General features: G+C 63.0%; 19 protein-coding genes. 2 read left to right on the plus strand and 17 right to left on the minus strand.

Annotated features, from left to right (window positions below):
• Nucleotides 1-17: 17 nt before the first annotated feature.
• The 3 genes from KF885_01750 to KF885_01760 form a co-directional block, all read right to left on the minus strand.
• Nucleotides 18-368, minus strand: coding sequence for an Asp23/Gls24 family envelope stress response protein (locus tag KF885_01750; protein ID MBX3047879.1), 351 nt, complete (start codon nucleotides 366-368; stop codon nucleotides 18-20).
• A 20-nt stretch (nucleotides 369-388) separates the two neighbouring features.
• Nucleotides 389-1,054, minus strand: a complete 666-nt coding sequence (locus KF885_01755; protein MBX3047880.1) for a ribulose-phosphate 3-epimerase — start codon at nucleotides 1,052-1,054, stop codon at nucleotides 389-391.
• A 173-nt stretch (nucleotides 1,055-1,227) separates the two neighbouring features.
• Complete coding sequence (locus tag KF885_01760; protein MBX3047881.1) at nucleotides 1,228-2,265, minus strand: serine/threonine protein kinase; 1,038 nt, start codon at nucleotides 2,263-2,265, stop codon at nucleotides 1,228-1,230.
• Between the two features lie 130 nt (nucleotides 2,266-2,395).
• On the opposite strand from KF885_01760, the gene KF885_01765 reads away from it, so the two are divergent.
• Nucleotides 2,396-2,881, plus strand: a complete 486-nt coding sequence (locus tag KF885_01765; GenBank protein MBX3047882.1) for a hypothetical protein — start codon at nucleotides 2,396-2,398, stop codon at nucleotides 2,879-2,881.
• Nucleotides 2,882-2,895: 14 nt separating this feature from the next.
• On the plus strand, nucleotides 2,896-3,237 hold the full coding sequence (locus KF885_01770; GenBank protein MBX3047883.1) for a DUF971 domain-containing protein: 342 nt from the start codon (nucleotides 2,896-2,898) through the stop codon (nucleotides 3,235-3,237).
• A gap of 147 nt (nucleotides 3,238-3,384) precedes the next feature.
• On the opposite strand, the gene KF885_01775 is transcribed toward KF885_01770, so the two are convergent.
• The 14 genes from KF885_01775 to KF885_01840 all read right to left on the minus strand — a co-directional run bounded on the left by KF885_01775 (nucleotide 3,385) and on the right by KF885_01840 (nucleotide 18,614).
• Nucleotides 3,385-3,843 carry an Hsp20/alpha crystallin family protein gene (locus KF885_01775; protein MBX3047884.1) on the minus strand — a complete coding sequence of 153 codons (459 nt, stop codon included), beginning with the start codon at nucleotides 3,841-3,843 and terminating at the stop codon, nucleotides 3,385-3,387.
• Between the two features lie 204 nt (nucleotides 3,844-4,047).
• Complete coding sequence (locus tag KF885_01780) at nucleotides 4,048-5,358, minus strand: MFS transporter (GenBank protein MBX3047885.1); 1,311 nt, start codon at nucleotides 5,356-5,358, stop codon at nucleotides 4,048-4,050.
• A gap of 89 nt (nucleotides 5,359-5,447) precedes the next feature.
• Nucleotides 5,448-6,200, minus strand: a complete 753-nt coding sequence (locus KF885_01785) for a response regulator transcription factor (GenBank protein ID MBX3047886.1) — start codon at nucleotides 6,198-6,200, stop codon at nucleotides 5,448-5,450.
• 5 nt (nucleotides 6,201-6,205) lie between these two features.
• Complete coding sequence (locus KF885_01790) at nucleotides 6,206-6,448, minus strand: hypothetical protein (protein ID MBX3047887.1); 243 nt, start codon at nucleotides 6,446-6,448, stop codon at nucleotides 6,206-6,208.
• A gap of 2 nt (nucleotides 6,449-6,450) precedes the next feature.
• Nucleotides 6,451-6,948 carry an FHA domain-containing protein gene (locus tag KF885_01795; GenBank protein ID MBX3047888.1) on the minus strand — a complete coding sequence of 166 codons (498 nt, stop codon included), beginning with the start codon at nucleotides 6,946-6,948 and terminating at the stop codon, nucleotides 6,451-6,453.
• Nucleotides 6,945-8,444: a VWA domain-containing protein gene (locus KF885_01800; GenBank protein ID MBX3047889.1), complete on the minus strand. Its 1,500-nt coding sequence runs from the start codon at nucleotides 8,442-8,444 to the stop codon at nucleotides 6,945-6,947. The genes KF885_01795 and KF885_01800 overlap by 4 nt, the downstream gene beginning before the upstream one ends.
• A 5-nt stretch (nucleotides 8,445-8,449) precedes the next feature.
• On the minus strand, nucleotides 8,450-9,337 hold the full coding sequence (locus tag KF885_01805) for a serine/threonine-protein phosphatase (GenBank protein ID MBX3047890.1): 888 nt from the start codon (nucleotides 9,335-9,337) through the stop codon (nucleotides 8,450-8,452).
• A gap of 9 nt (nucleotides 9,338-9,346) precedes the next feature.
• Nucleotides 9,347-11,155, minus strand: a complete 1,809-nt coding sequence (locus KF885_01810) for a PQQ-binding-like beta-propeller repeat protein (GenBank protein MBX3047891.1) — start codon at nucleotides 11,153-11,155, stop codon at nucleotides 9,347-9,349.
• 164 nt (nucleotides 11,156-11,319) lie between these two features.
• Nucleotides 11,320-13,251, minus strand: coding sequence for an amidohydrolase family protein (locus KF885_01815; protein ID MBX3047892.1), 1,932 nt, complete (start codon nucleotides 13,249-13,251; stop codon nucleotides 11,320-11,322).
• Nucleotides 13,252-13,331: 80 nt separating this feature from the next.
• Complete coding sequence (locus KF885_01820) at nucleotides 13,332-14,516, minus strand: CinA family nicotinamide mononucleotide deamidase-related protein (protein MBX3047893.1); 1,185 nt, start codon at nucleotides 14,514-14,516, stop codon at nucleotides 13,332-13,334.
• On the minus strand, nucleotides 14,516-15,670 hold the full coding sequence (locus KF885_01825; protein MBX3047894.1) for an FAD-binding oxidoreductase: 1,155 nt from the start codon (nucleotides 15,668-15,670) through the stop codon (nucleotides 14,516-14,518). The genes KF885_01820 and KF885_01825 overlap by 1 nt, the downstream gene beginning before the upstream one ends.
• A gap of 91 nt (nucleotides 15,671-15,761) precedes the next feature.
• On the minus strand, nucleotides 15,762-16,742 hold the full coding sequence (locus tag KF885_01830; GenBank protein ID MBX3047895.1) for a hypothetical protein: 981 nt from the start codon (nucleotides 16,740-16,742) through the stop codon (nucleotides 15,762-15,764).
• A gap of 349 nt (nucleotides 16,743-17,091) precedes the next feature.
• Nucleotides 17,092-17,805: an ABC transporter ATP-binding protein gene (locus KF885_01835; GenBank protein ID MBX3047896.1), complete on the minus strand. Its 714-nt coding sequence runs from the start codon at nucleotides 17,803-17,805 to the stop codon at nucleotides 17,092-17,094.
• Nucleotides 17,806-17,816: 11 nt separating this feature from the next.
• Nucleotides 17,817-18,614 (minus strand): ABC transporter ATP-binding protein, encoded by a 798-nt coding sequence (locus tag KF885_01840; GenBank protein MBX3047897.1) that lies wholly within the window; start codon nucleotides 18,612-18,614, stop codon nucleotides 17,817-17,819.
• Between the last annotated feature and the right edge of the window lie 4 nt (nucleotides 18,615-18,618).

Consider the following 18,618-nt stretch of genomic DNA (forward strand, 5'->3'; position numbering starts at 1 on the left):
CACCATTTAACAATTTTTTAGCTTACGCGCAGCCCACGTACATGCACATTGGCTTCGCGGATAGGCAAACCCAGGGCGCGCTCCACGTGAAAGCGCACGGTCTTGGCCACGCTGTCGGCGACCACTTTGACATTGGTGCCGTATTCGACGACGACATAAATATCGATCAGGATGGCGTCGTCCTCGTAGCGCACTTCGACTCCGTGAGTGGGGTCTTTGACGATCAGGTTGCTCAGACCGTCCAGGAAGTTCCTAGAGGCCAGGCCGACCACGCCATAAGACTGGATGGCCGCCTGATAAGCGATCGTGGCGATCGCCCGAGGGGTGATGTGAATACTGCCTTTGGAGGTGTGTTCAGATTTGGGCATAAGGTTTGGGGTTATACGAGCTAAGCGGTGACCTGCTGCAGGGCGGCCAGGCCGGCGGCCGGGCCGTCTGCATGGCCGAAGACGGCGCTGCCGGCCACGAAGACCTGCACGCCGGCCGCCAGGGCGGCGGGAATACTCTGGGCGTCGATGCCGCCGTCCATCTCGATCAGGGCCTGACTGCCCAGCGCGTTGAGCATTTGGCGCAGGGCGACCACCTTGGGCAGCACCTCGGGAATGAAGGCCTGGCCGGCATAGCCGGGGTTGACCGACATGACCAACACCACGTCCACCAGCGGCAGCAGTTCGCTGAGCGCGCCGGCCGGGGTGCCGGGGTTCAGTGCCACGCCAGCCTTGCAGCCGAGCTGGCGGATGGTTTGCAGGCTGCGGTGGATATGCTGGCAAGCTTCGACATGGATGGTGATCTGGTCGGCTCCCGCCTCGGCAAAGGAGGCCAGCATGGGCGCCGGGTCCTGCACCATCAGGTGCACATCCAGCGGCAGCTGGGTGATCGGGCGGCAAGCCGCAAGGATCACCTGGCCAAAGCTGATCGGCGGGACGAAATGCCCGTCCATGACATCCACATGTATCCAACCGGCGCCGGCCTGTTCGACCTCGGCGATTTGCTCTCCGAGGCGGGTGAAATCAGCGCTGAGGATGGAGGGGGCGATGATTGGCTGAGAAGCCATTGAGCGATTATAACGGATGTAGGGCAAGGGCTTATTGCAGTCATTGCGAGGAGGCCCGGCGAAGCCAGGGCCGACGAAGCAATCTGAATGTGAGCTCGAGCACCGAGATTGCTTCGTCCGCCGTATAGCAAGGCATGAACATGCCTTGCTGTGTGTGCTCCTCGCAATGACGGTTATCGTATCGGGGGATTGAAAACGAGATAGACCCACATCCAGAAGGGCAGCAGCCCGCCCAACAGCAGAGCGACCAGCAGGCCCAGGCCCACGGCAGCCCAGTCCATTTCGCCTGTGGCGGCCGGGCTGCGGCGCTCCCGGCGGGCTGCGGCGGGCGGCGGGGCGGGCGGGGCCGCCTGCGGCAGGGGCGCCGCCGGCGCCGGGACCGGAGCCACCAGGTTGAGCAGTACCCGGCCGAGCTGGTCGGCGGTGCGGTAGCGCCCGGCCGGCTCCTTGGCCAGCACCTTGAGCATGATCTCGTTGAGCGTCGGCGAGATCAAGGGGTTGAGCTGGTTGGGCGGCTGCACAGGGGCGATCTGGTGGTCACGCGCCAGCTGGGCCGGGTCGCTGGCCGTGAACGGCAGGCGACCAGTGAACATCTGGTACATGATCACGCCCAGCGAATAGACGTCCGAAGCCGGCGAGGGAGCGCCGCCCGCGGCCTGTTCCGGGGCAAAATATTGCGGAGAGCCCCAAACCACTTCGGCCTCCTCATCAGGATGAATGGAGGCCAGGGCGCGGGCGATGCCGAAGTCGGCCACCTTGAGGCGACCGTCCGGTGTGACCAGGAAGTTGTGCGGTTTGACGTCGCAGTGCACCAGACCCGCCCGGTGGGCGTAGCCGATGCCTTTGCAGGCCTGGATCATCAGCGGCAGGCCTTCCTGCGGGTTGTAGCGGCCGCGCTGCTTGACCAGACTGTACAGGTCGGTGCCGGGCACATATTCCATGACAATAAAAAGCCGGTCTTCGTCGAAGCCGAAGTCGTAGACGGTGACGATGTTGCTGTGCGAGAGGTTGGCAGCCGCCTTGGCCTCCTGGCGGAAACGTTCACGGAAAGCGGGGTCTTTGGAGTAATCCTGGCGCAGGAGTTTGATAGCCACGTCACGCTCCAGCATCAGATCCCGGCCGCGGTAGACGGTAGCCATGCCGCCCTTGCCCAGGCTGCCTTCCAACTGGTAGCGCTTGTTGAGTAGCTGCTTTTCGCCCGACGAAGTCATAGGGCGATTGTACCTGCTCCTCCTGATTGGCAGCAGCCCGTTGGCCGGCAATCGAGACAAGCAGACAATATGTGGCAAAAATAGCGTTGTGCGCCGAGCCAAAGCCAATAATTCGGGTTATGCTTAATCCGTGAAACTGTCCAACCTGCGCCGCTACGCCACCCGGGGCGTGCTGATCAGCGCCCTGGTGCTGGGCACACTGTTCACCGCGGCGACGGTTTATGCCCTGCTGTGGTATCTGCCGCCCAGCGTCAGCGAACCGCCCCTGGCGGCGCTGACCTGGATCCCCGGCCCGACCAACACGGCGCGGCCGCCCACGGACACGCCGCCGCCCACCTCCACGCCCACGGCGACCTATGCGCCGCTGGCGGCGGGCGAGATGGGCGTGGGCAGCTACGTGCAGGTCGACACCGGCGGCAGCGGGCTGAACATCCGCAATGCGCCGGGTTTGAACACCAGCATCGAGTTCCTCGGCTTTGACGCCGAAGTCTTTGAGATCCGCGACGGCCCGCGCGAGGCGGATGGCTACACCTGGTGGTATGTGGTCACCCCAGTGGACTCCAGCCGGGCGGGCTGGGCCGCCGCCAGCTTCCTCTCGCTGGTGGCTAACCCTTAAGAAGGACTACAGACGTGAGCGAAATTCTCCCCAAGAACATTACCGCCAACCGCAAGCAGGCGCGCCTGGTGATCGAGTGGGCCGACGGTGTACACAGCGCCCTGCCCTTCGACCTGCTGCGCAACGCCTGCCCCTGCGCCCAGTGCCGCGGCGGCCATGAGAACATGAAACCCGAGCCGGACCCGGAGATGTTCATCATCCCGTTGATGGACGCCAACACCTCGCGCCTGAAAGGCATCGAGATGGTGGGCAACTACGCCCTGAACATTGAGTGGGAAGACGGGCACAAGTACGGCATTTACAACTGGCATTATTTGCGTGCGCTGCACGAGGAGCTGCAAACCAGGGAGGCATAAATGATCTTCGGAATGACGCTGGAAGAGTGCATTTGCTGGGCGCCACTGTTCATCATTGGGCTCATCGCCGCCATAAATAAAAAATAGCAACAAAAAGAGCCCGCTGTATGGCGGGCTCTTTTTTTAAAGGTTGCTCTATAACCCAGGCTACTTGCTAGCCTTAACCGTGATGACCTTGGGCTTGGCCTCTTCGGCCTTGGGCAGGGTGATGTGCAGGATGCCTTCGCTCACCTCGGCCTGGGCCTGGTCAGCTTTGACCGGGACCGGCAGGGTGATGGCCCGCACGAAGGAGTGGGCGCGGCGTTCACGCACGTGATAAGTGGCGTCCTTGCGCTCTTCCTCGGCCTGGGTTTCAGCCTTGACGGTCAGCAGGTCACCGTTGATCTGGATCTCGACATCCTCGGCCTTCACGCCGGGCATGGTGGCCTTGACGTGAACGTCATCGGCAGTCTGATACAGATCGACGGCCGGGTAGCTACGGACACCCTCTGCGCGGCCACCGTCGCTCCACAGGGGACGGAAGAAGTTGTCGTCAAAGACCCGGTCCCAATCGCGGCGCAACTCCATGATCTCCCGCAAGGGTTCCCAACGAGTAATGTTTGCCATCTCAACCTCCAAGATATGTGTAAGAGTGTGCTCCTAGGAGCATAGTTAAGATAGCGGGCGTGAATTAAAAGAATGCAAACGCTTTATATGAGGAACGTTAAAGGCAGCGCGCTTTATTGAAGATGTGGCCACCGCTTGGCTGGGCCAAACGGATTCCCCGGCGCGGCTGCGGAACTTCTCGGAATGACAAGCGGGTGACGACTGTTATTCAGCTGCCGCGTAGCGCTGGGCCAGCACCTGGTAGGGCTTGGAGCGCATGGCGATCAGCGTAACCATCAGGCCGATCACGCCGGTGACGATGAAGACCAGGGCAATGCCGCGGTCCGGCCCGGCGCCAAACCACTCGCCGATCAACTGCACCCCGGCGCCGGTGGTCATGAAGGGGATGAAGATGAACTGGGCGATCGGCCCGATGAAAAAGGCGGTCAACGGCGAGGCCAGCGATTCGATGCTTTGGGCGAAGCCGAAGACGCGGCCCTGGCGTTCCACCGGCACGACCTTCTGGATGATGGTGTGCTCGGCGGCTTCGATGAAGGGCACCACACACAGGTAGATAAAACAGCCCACGGCCAGCAGCACGATGGACGGCTGGATGGTGAAGACCGAGCTGATCATCCAGATGACGATGTTGGCGGTGAACATGGCCCGCAAGGGCTGGCCGCCCAGGCCGAAACGGGCGATCAGCAGGCCGCCGATGATGAAGGCCGTGCTGAGTCCGCCCCACAGGAAGCCCCAAACTTCCACCGAGACCAGCGAAAGGCCGTAGGCGTCCATCAGCGCCATAAAAACGCCGCCGAGGAAATTGTTGAAAGTGGTAAAGAGGATCAGCGCCAGCAGCCCGGGCACGCCCCTGACCAGCTTGAAGGTGCCGCGCACGTCCACCTTGGCGGGCGGCGCATCTTCCAGGTGGACGATCTCCTTCTCCGGCACCGAGATGGTCCACAGGTGCAGCATGGCGGCCAGGGTGATGACCATGGCCAGGATGAGCACCAAATACATGCCGGAGTGGCCGACCAGCAGGCCGCTGAAGACCGAGGTCATCAGGAACGAAATGCCGAAGGCGGTGCCCACCAGGCCATTGGCGCGTTCGCGCTCCCTGGCTGGGAACAACATGCTCACCAGGGTCGGCATGGCGATGGAGCGCACATTGCCGGCGATCACGCCGGCCAACAGCAGCGGGGCCAGCAGCCACAGGCGCGGGCTGGCCACATTGGCCAATTCGCCTGGCGCGGCGGTGATGTACACGCCGAAGCCCAGCGCGAAAATGACCACCGAGACCAGGCTGGAAACCAGCATCACATCCTTCTTCTTGTGATGGTCCACCAGGGAACCAAACCAAAAAGCGGAGGCGGAAGTAAGCACCAGGTACAACCCGGAAATGATCGAAGTGGCGAAGACCGATTGCGTTTCCAGAAAGACAAAAAATGTGAGGGCAAACCACACCGTGGAATTGGTGATCGAGACCAGAATATTGTTGCCCAGCAAGGCGTAAAACACTTTTGCGTGCTGTTTCATGCGAAATTCCTAATTCTCCGTATTGGGCGAAACACGGCGGGCTCAACGCAGGGCATTGAGCCTCTCTATTTTAACCAGCGATGGGATCGCTAGCTCTTGCTCTTCTTGGGCTTGGCTTCTTCGGTGGGCTGCTGGCGTTTGTAATCCACAAAACGATAGCCCACCCCGCGCTCGGTCAGGATGTATTTGGGGTTGGCCGGGTCTTCTTCCAGCTTCTCACGCAGGTAGTTCACATACAAACGCACGTAGTGCGGCTCGTCGCGATATTCGTAGCCCCAGACCTTGGCCAGGATCTGGTCATGGGTCACCACCCAGCCGGCGTTCTGCACCAAGTGGTAGAGCAGGCGGTATTCCGTGGGGCGCAGCTTGACCAGCTTGCCCTCCAGCCAGACCTCGCGGCGGTCAAAGTCGATCTTAAGGCGCTCATCCACCTGGATGACGCCCTGCGCCTCGCGCCCTTCGGTGCGGCGCAGCACGGCGCGCACCCGGCTGACCAGCTCACGCGGGCTGAAGGGCTTGGTGACGTAGTCATCGGCGCCCAGCTCCAGGCCGCGCACGCGGTCGTCCTCTTCAGTCTTGGCGGTCAGCATGATAATGGGCACGTCATGGTTCTCGCGCACCATGCGCAGCACCTCAAAACCGTCCAGGTCGGGCAGCATCACATCCAGCAGCATCAGGTCCGGGAGCGACTGGCGCAGCTTGTCCAGCGCCTGGCGGCCGGTGTTGGCTTCCACCACTTGGAAGCCATCCTGCTCCAGGTTGAGGCGGATGAAGCGCACAATGCGCTCTTCATCGTCCACCACCAGGATGCGCTTGTTCTGAAACTGGTCGTTGGTACTCACGTCACTCACTCGCGCACAAAGCCAATGATCTCGTCTTCGCCGCCGCTGGGCAGCACTTCAATAAAGTTGATGCGCGACCAGGGATAAAGCACTGAGGTGACATCGCCCTGCAAATAGGGCAGATCCTTGCCGTCGCGCTTGCGTGGGTTTTGGATGCGCAGGCTGACATCCGCCGGCCCCGGCAAATCGTCGATCTCGCCCACAAAGGGCTCTTCGTTCAAAATGTGCACCAGAATGGTATAGGCCATGCTTAATCCTGACCGATGAGTGCCTGAACGCTGAAGTGCCCCAACGAGACGATGTCCTTGTCGTGCAGAACGTGGCTTTGGTGCGGCAGTACCTTTTCCTCGTTCACCAGGGTGCCGTTGGAAGAGCCCAGGTCTGTGATCAGGATCGCCTCATGCGAGACGTTTATGCGGGCGTGCAGGCGCGAGACGCCTGCTTCGTAAGCGCTGAACGGCTCCAAATCGATGTCCGGCAGGACGGACTGCCCGCTGCTGACCCGGCCAATCACATACTCGCCCTCGCCGCCGACAGGGATGATCTCGCCGGTGCGCACGATGTGCAAGGCCAGGCGGGCGATGCGGCTGGTGGGCGGGCTGGTTTTGGAACGCCGCGGGCGTACGGCATCCCCGCCGATGGCCATGGTGGGCACGCCGCTATTCTCTTGCAGCGCGGCGCCGCACTGGCTGCAAAACAAGCTGCCGGTCTGCACTTTGGCCGCGCAATTCGAGCAAGTGATCGTCACGTGGTTTCCTTTTCAGACAGCGGCCCGCTGGCCGCAAAGTCGGCCACCAGGGCGCGCGTGCCGTATTTTATCTGTTTTCCGGTTTTGTCACCCAGGCTGCCGCCTTGCTTAATTTCGTCGGCGGCATTCAAGACCTGGCGGGCCAGGCCGCGCTCGCCGCCGGAGAGCAGCCGGGTGGCCAGCATGCGCAGGCGCTTGGCGGCCGCCTGCGGGTCGCCGTTTTGCAGGTCCTCGCGGGCGCGCTCCTGCATCCGATACAGCGAAAGCTTGCCAATCGCGCCCACCAGGGCGCGCGGCGGGGCCTCAGGCGCGGCGACGCTTTTCACCGGGCGGGTCAGCTCGAAACGGGTTTTGGTGGCAGGGATCACCCGGCTGGGCACATCCAGCCGCAAGTCGCCCTCAGCCAGGGTGACATGGCCTTCCCGAAAGGTGCGCGCGTCCACGCTGAACTCCAGCAGCACACTGAGACTGCCATCCAGCGGGATGTCGCCGAGAAAAAGCGGCGACTCCCCCTGAAGCATGCCGCCATCCGGCGCCAGGCGAAAGGCATAGTCCAAGCGGCAGCCAGGGCCAGCCTGGTAATGCAGTTTGACATTGCTGGCGTAGACCTGGTTGAGGCCGGTCAGGCGGCGCTGCACCAGTTGAGTGATCTGGGCGCTTTTGTCGGCATACAGGCTGGCGCCGCCGGCTGTGGCGGCCAGCTGGTCCACAAAGGCTTCGTTCCACTCCTCGCCAATGCCGATCACGGAAATAGGCACGCCCAACTGCGCCGCCTGGGCGGCCAGCTGCAGGCTGCCGGCTTCATCGCCGTAGGTGCGGCCGTCGGTAACCAGCAGCAGGTGATTGACGGCATTGGGGCGCATGTTGCGGCGCACCTCCACCAGGCCGGCGCGCAGGCCCTGCAAGATCTCGGTGCCGCCGCGGGCCTGCAGGGCGCCTAGGCGGGCACGTAGCAGCTGGGGGTTGACCACGGGCTGGGCGGGCAAGACCAGCTCGGCATAGTCATTGAAGGCCACCACCGAAAGGGTGTCTTGCGGCTCCAGTTCTTCAATAAACTGCATGGCGGACTTGAGCACCTGGTTGAGGCGCGAGCCGGCCATGGAGGTGGAGGTGTCCAACACCAGCGAGACGTTCAGCGGCGGGCGGCGGCCGCGCAGCAGCTCAGCGGCCATCAGGTCGAGCATCACGTAGACCACCTGCTGCGCCTCGCCGGGGGTCACCTGGCTGCGGCTGTAGAGCGCATTGACCATCAGGTCGGCCGGCGGGTTGATGTCTGGCGGCAGGGTCAGATCGTACTCGGCCCGGCGAGACTGGTCGCCCAGTACGGAATAGGCTTCCTGCACCAGCAAGAAGATCTCCTGGGCTCCGGCGCTGGGGTTGGCGTCTGGGTGGTACTTGCGCGCCGCAGCGCGATAGGCGCGCTGCACATCTTGCAATGAAGCCGTTTGGGAGATCCCCAGGCGGGCGTAGAAGTTGTCTAAATAGCTGGTGGTCATAACCCCTAGGCGGTGGCGCGCACCAAGATCACAGAAATATTGTCCGGTCCCCCGGCATGATTGGCGGCCTGCACCAGCTTCTGACAGGCCAGGTGCGGGCTGTCTGTCGAGTTGACGATGCGCTGGATCTCGTCATCGGAAACCACGCCCCACAGGCCGTCCGAGCAGAGCAGCAGGCTGCCCGGGTTGGGCAGGCTGCTGATGAAGATCTCCGGCTGGGCCGCCCCGCCCTGCCCCAGCGCCCGGTACAACACCGACTTCTGCGGGTGGCTGGCGGCTTCTTCGGCGCTGAGTTGGCCCATCTCCTGCAGGCGCTGCACCAGCGTATGGTCGCGGGTCAGCTGCTGCATGCGGCCGTCACGGTGCACGGCATAGGCACGGCTGTCGCCCAGGTGGGCGACCACCATTTGGTTGCCCACCACCAGGGCGGCGGTGAGCGTGCAGCCGCCGCCGGGAGCAGATTTGGTCACGGCGCGGTGCGCTTCGCCGACGGCAGCCTCCATCAACTCCCGCAGCGATTCCTCGGCGGGTTGCGGGTTGGGGCCAAACAGCAGCTTGTAGAGCTTGCCCAGCAAGGCGCTGCCCCAGGCACGCACGGCTGCTTCGCTGGCCAGCTCGCCATTGCGGTGGCCGCCCATGCCGTCGGCGATGGCGTAGAGGCCCAGCGGCTGGGCGGCCTGTTCGGCGCCCAGCGCGACATTGATGCACAACAAGGCATCTTCGTTGTTGTCCCGGCGGCGGCCGGCGTCCAGGCTGCTGCCCGAAATCAAATGATAAAAGCCCGAGCCGCGGCTTGCCGGAGCCAGCGAGTCGGCGTCGCCCAGCGGCAGCGTGACGGCGCGGCTCGGGGCAGCCGGCTTGCGTTTAAAGATCTTGTCCAATAAGCGTTTCACGATCTGTCCTTACGCGGAAAAGGCGTAAATGTGCTTGTCGGTGGAGCCGATAAAGACCATGTCTTCATGCACGGTGGGCGTGGCGGTGATGGGCCCACCAGTCTGGAAACGCCAGCGCAGCTGGCCGGTGGCGGCCTCCAGGCAATAGAAACTGCCATCCACCGAGCCGCAGTACAGCGCACCGCGGTGCAGCACCGGCGAGCCGGTGACCTGGTGCTCGGTGGTGAAGCGCCACATCTCCTTAGCCGAGCGCACATCAATGCAGTAGATGTTCTGGTCCGCCGCGCCGGTGTAAAGCAGGTGACCAGCCAAGGCCGGGGTGGAGATGCTGCCTTTGCCCAGGCGGAAACGCCAGATCACCCAGCCGGAGCCGGCGTCCAGCGCGTAGAGCGTATTGTCCATCGAACCGAAATAGACCACCCCGTCGTCGGCCACCGGCGAAGAAGTGACCCCGCGCTTGGCCTTGAAACGCCAGCGAGCCTCGCCGCGGAAGTCCACGCAGGTGAAATCACCCGCCTCAGAGCCAAAATAGACGTACTCGCTGCTGACGAAGGGCGTGGAGCGCACCGGCGAACCCGCCTCGGCCTTCCAGGCCAGGCGGCCGCTGGCGGTGTTGACCGCGTGCAAAAAGCCGTCGTCGGAGCCGATGAAGGCGTGTCCCTCGGCGATGCGCGGCGAGGAACGCACCGGCCCATCGGTGTAATGCGTCCAGACCACGCGGCCGCTGCGGGCAGACACCACGTGCAGGCGCTTGTCCTCAGAACCGAAATAGACATTGCCCTCGAACACGGCGGGCTTGCTGGCAATGCCGCCGTCGCTGGCGTACTTCCAGCTGAACTCGCCATTGGCTGCGTCCAGCGCATACAGGTTGTTGTCGTAGCAGCCCTGGTAGAGGATGCCGTCATGGAAGGTGGGCGAACTGCGCAGCTCATCCTCGCAGGCGAAAGCCCATAAAGGCTTGACGCCCATCGCCTGGGCGCGGGGGGCTGTGACGGCGGGGATGTTCAGGTTCAGCAGGGTGCCGGTCTTCTGGGCGACATTGACCAGCGCTTCCTTCATCTCGGCGGCATTGGCGTAGCGGTCCTCTGGCTTGTACTCCAGGGCGCGCTCCACCACCGCGGCGAACTCGCGGCTCACCGCCGGGTTAACCTCGGTGATGGGCCGCTCAGCAAAGGAGAACGGCGCCTCCAACTGCGGGTCACGCAGGGTCAGCAGGTGGTGCAGTGTGGCCCCCAGGGCGTAGATATCCACCTGCGGGGTGGCCTCGCCGCGATACTGGTCTGGCGGGGAATAGCCCTGTGTGCCCACCATGGTGTTCTTTTGATTGCCTTCGAAGACTTTGGCGATGCCGAAATCCACCAGGGCGATGTGGTTCTGCAGGGTGCACATAATGTTGGACGGTTTGATGTCGCGGAAGATGACCGGTTCCGGCTTGTGGGCGTGCAAATACTCCAGCACATCACACAGTTCCACCGCCCAGCCCAAAATCTGCTGTTCCGGGAAGAAACCTTTGGCGTCTGAGAGCAGCTGTTCCAAGTTCTTGCCATGGATGAACTCCAAGACCAGATACGCGCGCTCGTCCACCGAGAAATAGTCGTAAATACGCGGAATGGTGGGGTGCCGCAGGGTGGCCAGAATATTGGCTTCGCGCTCAAAGATCTGGAAAATGTTCTTGCGCACCACCGAATCAGTCACCTGGCTGATCATTTCCTTGATGGCCACCAGGCGAATGGCTTTGAAGTTCTTGTCCCGGGCGCGGTAAACAGACCCCATGCCGCCCATGCCGACGATCTCCTGGATCTCGTAGCGATCAGCCAAGACATGGCCGGGCTGCAGCTGGTTATAGCGGACTTGGTCTTCTCGGAAGTCCAGCTTACGGGTGGACGGGTCTTCGCTCAGGGTGCACTCCTAGTAAAAAGCCTGGAAGCTGATTATAGCTTCCAGGCTTGGCTGGCGCATCAAAGGCTTCGCGTCAGTTGTGTTTAGCGGCTGTCCTCGGCGATACGCACATATTCGCGGGCTTCGGTCTCGGCGGTGGAGATCCCCAGGGCCTTGACCAACTCCAGAACCAGAACCGACTTGTGCTCGGCGTCCTTGCGGCTCCAGGTGCGGCTTTTGACCTCCAGGTAGGTGCCCAAGTCAGGGCGGTCTACGAAGTCGAGGTTGACATAGAACTCGGTGTCGCGGAAACGCACCAACCAGCGGCGGCGTTCCTTGACCACTTGGATTTCCTTGGACGGCTTGAAGTACTCGCGATAAAAGCGCAGGCTTTGGTCCGCCGGGGCAATAAACCGGCTGCGAGAGAGCATCACATCACTGGGAAATTCACGTTCGTGCGGCTCGCCCATCAGGGTTAGGCGATAGCGCACATGGTCCACCTTGCCCAGCTCATCCAGGAATTCATCTTCCCGATAGCGCAGCACGCTGTCTTCGCCTTCGAACTTGAAATAGGTGTCGAACTCACGATAGTGGCGTGAATAGACCTTCTCGAACTCGGCATTTTCCAGGGCTTTCAAGACCGTCTCGGCATCGTCCACCTTGACCTTGACCTGCACCTCGAAGCTTTGCTCCTGGCGGGCGCCGCCAATGGCGACCAGCTTGGAGTGCACCGAAGATTCACGCGTGATGAGGAACTGGTCGATCTGCTTGGCCAGGTCTGCCGCCTGCTCCACCAGCTCGGTCTCGTTCAGCGTGAGCAGCTGGTGGGCGCGCATCAGCCATTTGCCGTTGACCATCACATCGCTGACGTCGGTGGACTTGCTGGCATAGACGATCTGGGCGTAGACCCCGTTGGGGTCACGCGTGAAGTGCGGCGAATTGTGCAGTTTGTGAATGTCCACCAGGATCAGGTCAGCGCGCTTGCCCGGCTCCAGCGAGCCGGTCAGGTGGCCGATGTGCATGGCCTGGGCGCCCAGACGGGTGGCCATCAGCAGCGCAGTCTGGGCGGGGAGCGAGGTGGGGTCATTGGTGCGGAACTTGGAGAGGAAAGCGGCCAGGCGCACTTCCTCGAACATGTCCAGGTCGTTGTTGGAGGCGGGTCCGTCCGTGCCGATGCCGACATTGAGGCCAACCTTGAGCATCTCCGCCACCGGGGCGGCCCCGGAGGCCAGCTTGAGGTTGGAGGAGGGGTTGTGGGAGACGCCGGCACGGTGGTGCAAGAGCGTGTTGATCTCGCCAGTGTCGATATGCACACAGTGGGCCGCCAGCACCTTGGCGTCAAAGAGATTCTGCTTCTTGACGTACGGCACCACCGGCATGCCCCAGTCACGGCGGGCGTTTTCCACCTCGAAGGCGGTCTCGGCGATGTGGGTATGCAGCGGCACGTCGTATTCCACGGCCAGGGCAGCGCAGGCCTGCAGGATCTCGGCAGTGCAGGTATAGGGAGCATGCGGAGAGACAGCCGGCACCACCAGCGGGTGCCCGAGCCATTCTTCAATAAATTCACGGGTGAGCGCCAGTGAGTCTTCGTAAGACTTGGCGTCTGGTGCAGGGAACTGCATGACGGTCTGGCCGAGCACGCCGCGCAGGCCGGCCGCGGCAGTGGCTTCCGCCACGGCGGATTCGAAATAATACATATCGGCAAAGCTGGTGACGCCGGAGCGAATGAATTCCGCCGCGCCGATCGAGGTGCCCAGGCGCACGAACTCCGGATTCACGAACTGGCGCTCCACCGGCATCATGTAACCCAGCAGCCAGACATCCAGGCGGGTATCGTCTGCCAGGCCGCGCAGCAGGGTCATGGGCACATGCGTGTGGGCATTGACCAGCCCGGGCATTAGCACCTTGCCGCCGCAATCCACGGTTTCGGCGGCCTGGTACTGGGCGGCCAGCTGCGCCTGCGTTCCGACGGCGACGATGCTGTCGCCTTTGACCGCCACAGCGCCCTCGGCATACTGGCTCAACCCGGCGTCCATGGTGAGGACCAGGGCATTGGTGAATAAGTAATCGATTTTTTGGCTCACTAAACTCTCCCGGTCTTTATTAAACACTGTGTCTAGGATTCATCTGGATCATCCAGCGTATCGTGCTCTTTGATCAGCTTGGTGCGCAGCAAGCTGAGCGCCAGGTTGGCGGCCCACAGCTGCGCCTGGCGCGGGTGACCGCCGTAGGAGAATTCGTAATCGCGGTTAGGCCCCAGACCGCGCAGGGCGATCTGCAAATCGGCTTGCCCATCGGCCCGCCTGAGCTCCACCCCCAACACGACTTCGGCGCGCACTTCCTTGACGTACTGGTCGGTCAGCTCAGGCAGCGGCTTGCTTTTCATTTCTGTGCCTTGGATCTCACCGCCGACAAAGGCATTGCCCTGGCCAGTCAGGCTGCGGATGACCATGCCGTCCAAGCCCTTTTCAATGACGGCCAGGCGTTTGCCCACCGCGGCCAGCAAGCCCAGGGCGGCGCGCGCCAGGCTCTCATCGTCTGCGCCGTAGACCCAGTCACCCAGGCGCCGGCGGGTTTCGCTTTCCAGCTCGGCCAGCATCGCCTCGGCTTCGGCGGCAGTGTCCGCTTTGGCGGTCAGGCGCACATCCACAGAACCGGCGTGCGCCGCCAAGCCGACGGTGGGGTTGGTCTGGCGCTCCAGGTCGTCCAGCTTCTCGTCGATCTGCGACTCAGGCACGCCGGCGGTGTGCAACACGCGCGTGCGGATCACGGCGCCTTTGCCGTAGCGCTGCTCAAAGTAGGGCAGCACGCCGTGCTCCATGATGTAGTGCATTTCGCCCGGCACGCCGGGCATGGAAATAATGACTTGCTCACCGTGCTCAATGAGGAAACCCGGCGCGGTACCCACGGCATTCTCGAGGGCCAGCGCCCCGGCCGGCAGGTACGCCTGGCGTTTGTTGTTCTCACTGGGTTTGCGCTTGAAGCGTGCAAAGCGCTCTTCCAGCTTGAGCAAGAGATCCTCACGGAACTCCAACTCGACACCCAGAGCCTGGGCAATGCCCTCGCGGGTCACGTCATCGACAGTCGGCCCCAGGCCGCCGGTGCACAGCAGCACCTGCGAGCGGCCCAGCGCCAGCTGTACTGCCGCGGCAATGCGGGCCTGGTTGTCGCCCACGGTGCCGGTCCAGTACAAATCGACCCCGGCGTCGCGCAGGAGGCGCGCCAGGGCCTGGGTGTTGGTGTCGACGATCTCGCCGAGCAGCAGCTCGGTGCCGATGGTGAGAATTTCCGCGCTGGGCATCAGATCACATTGTATTCCACGATGGGCCGCTTCTCGGCGAAGCGGGCCAGGTCAAGCATGGAGACGTCGACTGTGCTGGCGGCCCCGTCCAGGATGATCTCGCTGATCAGCTTGCCGGAGACCGGGCCGTGCATGAAGCCGTGGCCGGAGAAGCCTGCCACGACGAAAAAGCCGTCCACCGGCGTGGCGCCGAAGATGGGGTGCGCGTCAGGGGTGACTTCGTAGAGGCCGGCCCAATGTGAAACGATGCCGGCGCGCTCCAGCAGGGGCAGGCGCTGGATGGCGTGTTCCATGTGGACCAATTCCCAGTCCGGGTCGACGTTCTGGTCCAACCCAGGCGCCTGGCCGGGGTTGGACATGCCGGTCAGCAGGCCGTCGCCCTCGCGGTGAAAGTACAGAGATTTGGCGAAGTCGATCACGAAGGGAAAGTCGGCCGGCAGCTGCGGCAGGGCCGTGGTGGTCAGCATCTGGCGGCGCACGGGCGTGATGGGGATCTCGACGCCGGCCAAGCGGCCCAGCTGGCCCGCCCAGGGGCCGGCGGCGTTGACCACCAGCGGGGTCTCAATGTCGCCCTGGTTGGTGTGCACGCCGAGGATCACACCGTCCTGTACGTCCAACCCGGTGACCTCTACCTGGGTAAGGCACTGGGCGCCCAAGCGCGCGGCGGCATTGATGTAGCCCATCACCACGCCGTTGGGGTCACACAAGCCATCTTGGGCGTTAAAGGTCCCGGCCTGCACGTCGTCCAGGCGCATGTCCGGCAGGCGGTGGCGGATCTCGTCGCCGTCCAGCCACTCGGTCTGCACGCCCAACTTGTGCTGCAACTCCACGTTGTGGCGGAAGGTCTGGATGTCCTTATCGTTGTCGAGCAGGAAGAGATAACCGCACTGGCGGTAGTCGACCTCTTGCCCCAACTCTTCCGCAAAGCGCTCCAGCATGGGCAGGCTGGCCAAAGAGAGCCGAATGTTGATCTCCGTGGCGAACTGATAGCGCACCCCGCCGGCGCAGCGGCCAGTGGCGCCCTGGCCGAAGAATTCTTCCTTTTCCAGCAGCACCACATCTTTGATGCCGCGCTCGGCCAAGTGATAGGCCGTGGAGGCGCCCATCACGCCGCCGCCGATGACGACAACTGAAGCAGATTTTGGCAGATTCACGCGTTGTTCCTTTGAATGATCTCGATTCCGGTAACCAGGGCAAAGCCCATCAGCACATCAAGCCGGCAAGCCGCACAGTAGCGCAAGAGCATCACCAAGCCACCTCGGTGCCCAGGCCGAGCTTGCGGGCATTCTGCAGAGCCAGCTGGGCGGCCAGGGCGTCTTGCACGGCAACGCCCACGGATTTGAAGAAGGTGATCTGCTCGGCATCGCGGCGGCCGGGGCGGGTGCCGGCGATGATCTCGCCAATCTCGGCGATCTCGGCTTCCTGCAGCAGGCCAGCGGCCAGCGGGCGCTGCAGGTCGCCGCTTTCGACCAGGGCCGCGCTGCGGCTGTCCACCGCGGCCAAGCCGGCGGCGACTGTCTCAGCCGGGATCTCTTGCATCTCCAGCGTGTACGAGCCGGCGCCGTTGACGTGCGTCCCCGGGCGCAGGTCGGCGTGGGCGAAGACGGGGGCGGCGCTGGTGGTGGCGGCGCTGACGATGTCGGCGCCGGCCAGCGCTTCAGCCGGGCTGGCGGCGGCGCGCAGGTCGGCCGGCACATCGCCGTGCCCAGCCATCTCGGCAATAAACGCTTCGACCCCGGCCGGTGCATAGACCCAGGCGGTTTCTATGGGGCGCACGGCGCACACCGCCGCCAGCTGGGTGCGGGCCTGCACCCCGGCGCCAAAGATGGCGACCGTGCGTGCATCCGCCCGGGCCAGCACGTCGGTGGCCGCTCCGCAGCCCGCGCCGGTGCGGATGGCGGTCAGGCTGCCGCCTTCCAGCAGCGCCTCCACCGCACCGGTCTGCGAGTGGAGCACCAGCACGGCGGCGTGAATGAAGGGCAGGCCGCGGCTGGGGTTGTGGTCAAACAGCGAGACGATCTTGACCGCCAGGGCCTGGCCGGCAGGGTCGTCCACAAAGGCCGGCATGAAGAGGCTGAGGCCCTGATTGGGCGCCACGGGCAGGCGCAGGCGCAGCGGCACTTCAGCCTTGCCGGCGGAGAGCGCCGCATAGGCGCTTTTCATCGCCTGGACACACTCCTTCATCGGCAGGGCTTGGCGGACCTCATCGGCGTTGAGTAGCAGCATAGGCAAATTCTAATCCCTTTGCGGAACTCGGCGTACAAGGGTAGCGTTTGGAATGCGCGCCGCGCACCCATACCGGCTGGGTTGGTGGTTGGGGTTCTCGGGTTATTCCGAAGACCGGGTTATACACATTCTTCGCTGATCCGGGCTCGGCGGTCAGGTGGCTCGTTATTGACCCGCTCAGAATGACACGTTATTTAGGCGGGTACGCGTTTGGGGTGCATGGTTGAGATTTTGGAGCGCACGGCCGTGCGCCCCTACGGCTGTCCGTCAGGGTGATATTGGCTTGCGATGACGGTACTACAAAAAAGAGCGCAGCCTTCGGCTGCGCTCTTTGGTCAGAACATGGGTCTTAGTCGACGCCCAAGTAGGCTTTTTGGACGGTCTTGTTGTTGGCCAGCTTCTTGGCCGTATCGCTCAAGACGATCTCGCCGGTCTGCAGCACATAGCCGCGATGGGCGATGGACAGCGCCATCAGGGCGTTCTGCTCCACCAGCAGCACGGTGGTACCTTGGGCGTTGATGTTCTTGATCGTGTCGAAGATGCCTTCGACCAGGATCGGCGCCAGGCCCATCGAGGGTTCATCCATCAGCAGCAGTTTGGGGCGCGCCATCATCGCCCGGCCGGTGGCCAGCATCTGTTGCTCACCGCCGGAGAGGGTGCCGGCCACCTGGTTGCGGCGCTCTTTCAGCCGCGGGAAGAGGCTGAAGATGTGTTCCTTATCCTCGGCGATCTCGGGCTTGTCATTGCGGCTGTAGGCGCCCAGCTCCAGGTTCTCTTCCACGGAGAGTTGAGCGAATACGCCGCGGCCTTCCGGCACCATGGCGACGCCTTTGTAGACCAGCTGGTGGGCCGGATACTTGGCCAGGTCCTCGCCATTCAGCTTGACGTGTCCTTCACGCGGGCGCAGCAAACCGCAGATGGTGCGCAGGGTGGTGGTTTTGCCGGCGCCATTGGCGCCGATCAAGGTCACGATCTCGCCTTCGTTGACTTCCAGCGAGATGCCCTTGAGGGCGTGAATGTTGCCGTAGTAGGTATGAATGTTATTGACTTCGAGCATTGCCATCTGGCTGCCTCCTAGTTTGCCTTGGCGTCTTTAAGGCCAGAGGCTGCGCCGCGGCCGAGGTAGGCTTCGATCACACGGACGTCGTTTTGGATGTCCTTGGGTCCGCCTTCGGCGATCTTCGAGCCGTAGTCCAGCACCGTGATCTGGTCGCTAATACCCATCACCACGCGCATGTCGTGTTCGATCAGCAGGATGGTGATGCCCAGCTTGTCGCGCAGGTCGAGGATGAAGCGGGTCATCTCGGCGGTTTCGTTGGGGTTCATGCCGGCGGTAGGTTCGTCCAGCAGCAGCAGCTTGGGCTTGCTGGCCAGCGCCCGGGCAATCTCCAAGCGGCGCTGGGCGCCGTAAGAGAGATTGCTGGAAAGCTGGTCACCCAGGCCCTTGAGGCCGACGAACTCCAGCAGGCTGCGGGCCTCCTCCACCGAAGACTTCTCTTCTTCGTGGAAGCGGCGGGTGCGCAGTACGGAGTCGAGCACGCTGGTCTTGAGGCGCGGTTCCAAGCCGACCAGCACATTCTCGATCGCTGTGGTGCTGTTGAACAGGCGGATGTTCTGGTAAGTGCGCGAAATGCCAATGCGTGAGATCTGGTCCGTACGGCGGTTCTGGATGTACTCGCCGTCGAAGAGCACTTCGCCACTGTCCACCTTGTAGAAGCCGGTGATGCAGTTGAAGAAAGTGGTCTTGCCGGCGCCGTTGGGGCCGATTACCGCCGAAATGCTGTTGCGCGGAATTTCGATGCTGAGGCCATTGACCGCCACCAGGCCGCCAAAGGTCTTCTTAATGTCGGTTGCTTTGAGAATGATAGCCATTTCA

This window comes from Anaerolineales bacterium (assembly GCA_019637805.1).
Classification (GTDB): Bacteria; Chloroflexota; Anaerolineae; order Anaerolineales; family UBA11579; genus JAMCZK01.

Coding starts and splice junctions, on each gene's coding strand:
- KF885_01750 (MBX3047879.1), bottom strand. CDS start 368: ATGCCCAAATCTGAACACACCTCCAAAGGCAGTATTCACATCACCCCT.
- KF885_01755 (MBX3047880.1), bottom strand. CDS start 1,054: ATGGCTTCTCAGCCAATCATCGCCCCCTCCATCCTCAGCGCTGATTTC.
- KF885_01760 (MBX3047881.1), bottom strand. CDS start 2,265: ATGACTTCGTCGGGCGAAAAGCAGCTACTCAACAAGCGCTACCAGTTG.
- KF885_01775 (MBX3047884.1), bottom strand. CDS start 3,843: ATGGCAAACATTACTCGTTGGGAACCCTTGCGGGAGATCATGGAGTTG.
- KF885_01780 (MBX3047885.1), bottom strand. CDS start 5,358: ATGAAACAGCACGCAAAAGTGTTTTACGCCTTGCTGGGCAACAATATT.
- KF885_01790 (MBX3047887.1), bottom strand. CDS start 6,448: ATGGCCTATACCATTCTGGTGCACATTTTGAACGAAGAGCCCTTTGTG.
- KF885_01800 (MBX3047889.1), bottom strand. CDS start 8,444: ATGACCACCAGCTATTTAGACAACTTCTACGCCCGCCTGGGGATCTCC.
- KF885_01815 (MBX3047892.1), bottom strand. CDS start 13,251: ATGGACGCCGGGTTGAGCCAGTATGCCGAGGGCGCTGTGGCGGTCAAA.
- KF885_01820 (MBX3047893.1), bottom strand. CDS start 14,516: ATGCCCAGCGCGGAAATTCTCACCATCGGCACCGAGCTGCTGCTCGGC.
- KF885_01830 (MBX3047895.1), bottom strand. CDS start 16,742: ATGCTGCTACTCAACGCCGATGAGGTCCGCCAAGCCCTGCCGATGAAG.
- KF885_01835 (MBX3047896.1), bottom strand. CDS start 17,805: ATGGCAATGCTCGAAGTCAATAACATTCATACCTACTACGGCAACATT.
- KF885_01840 (MBX3047897.1), bottom strand. CDS start 18,614: ATGGCTATCATTCTCAAAGCAACCGACATTAAGAAGACCTTTGGCGGC.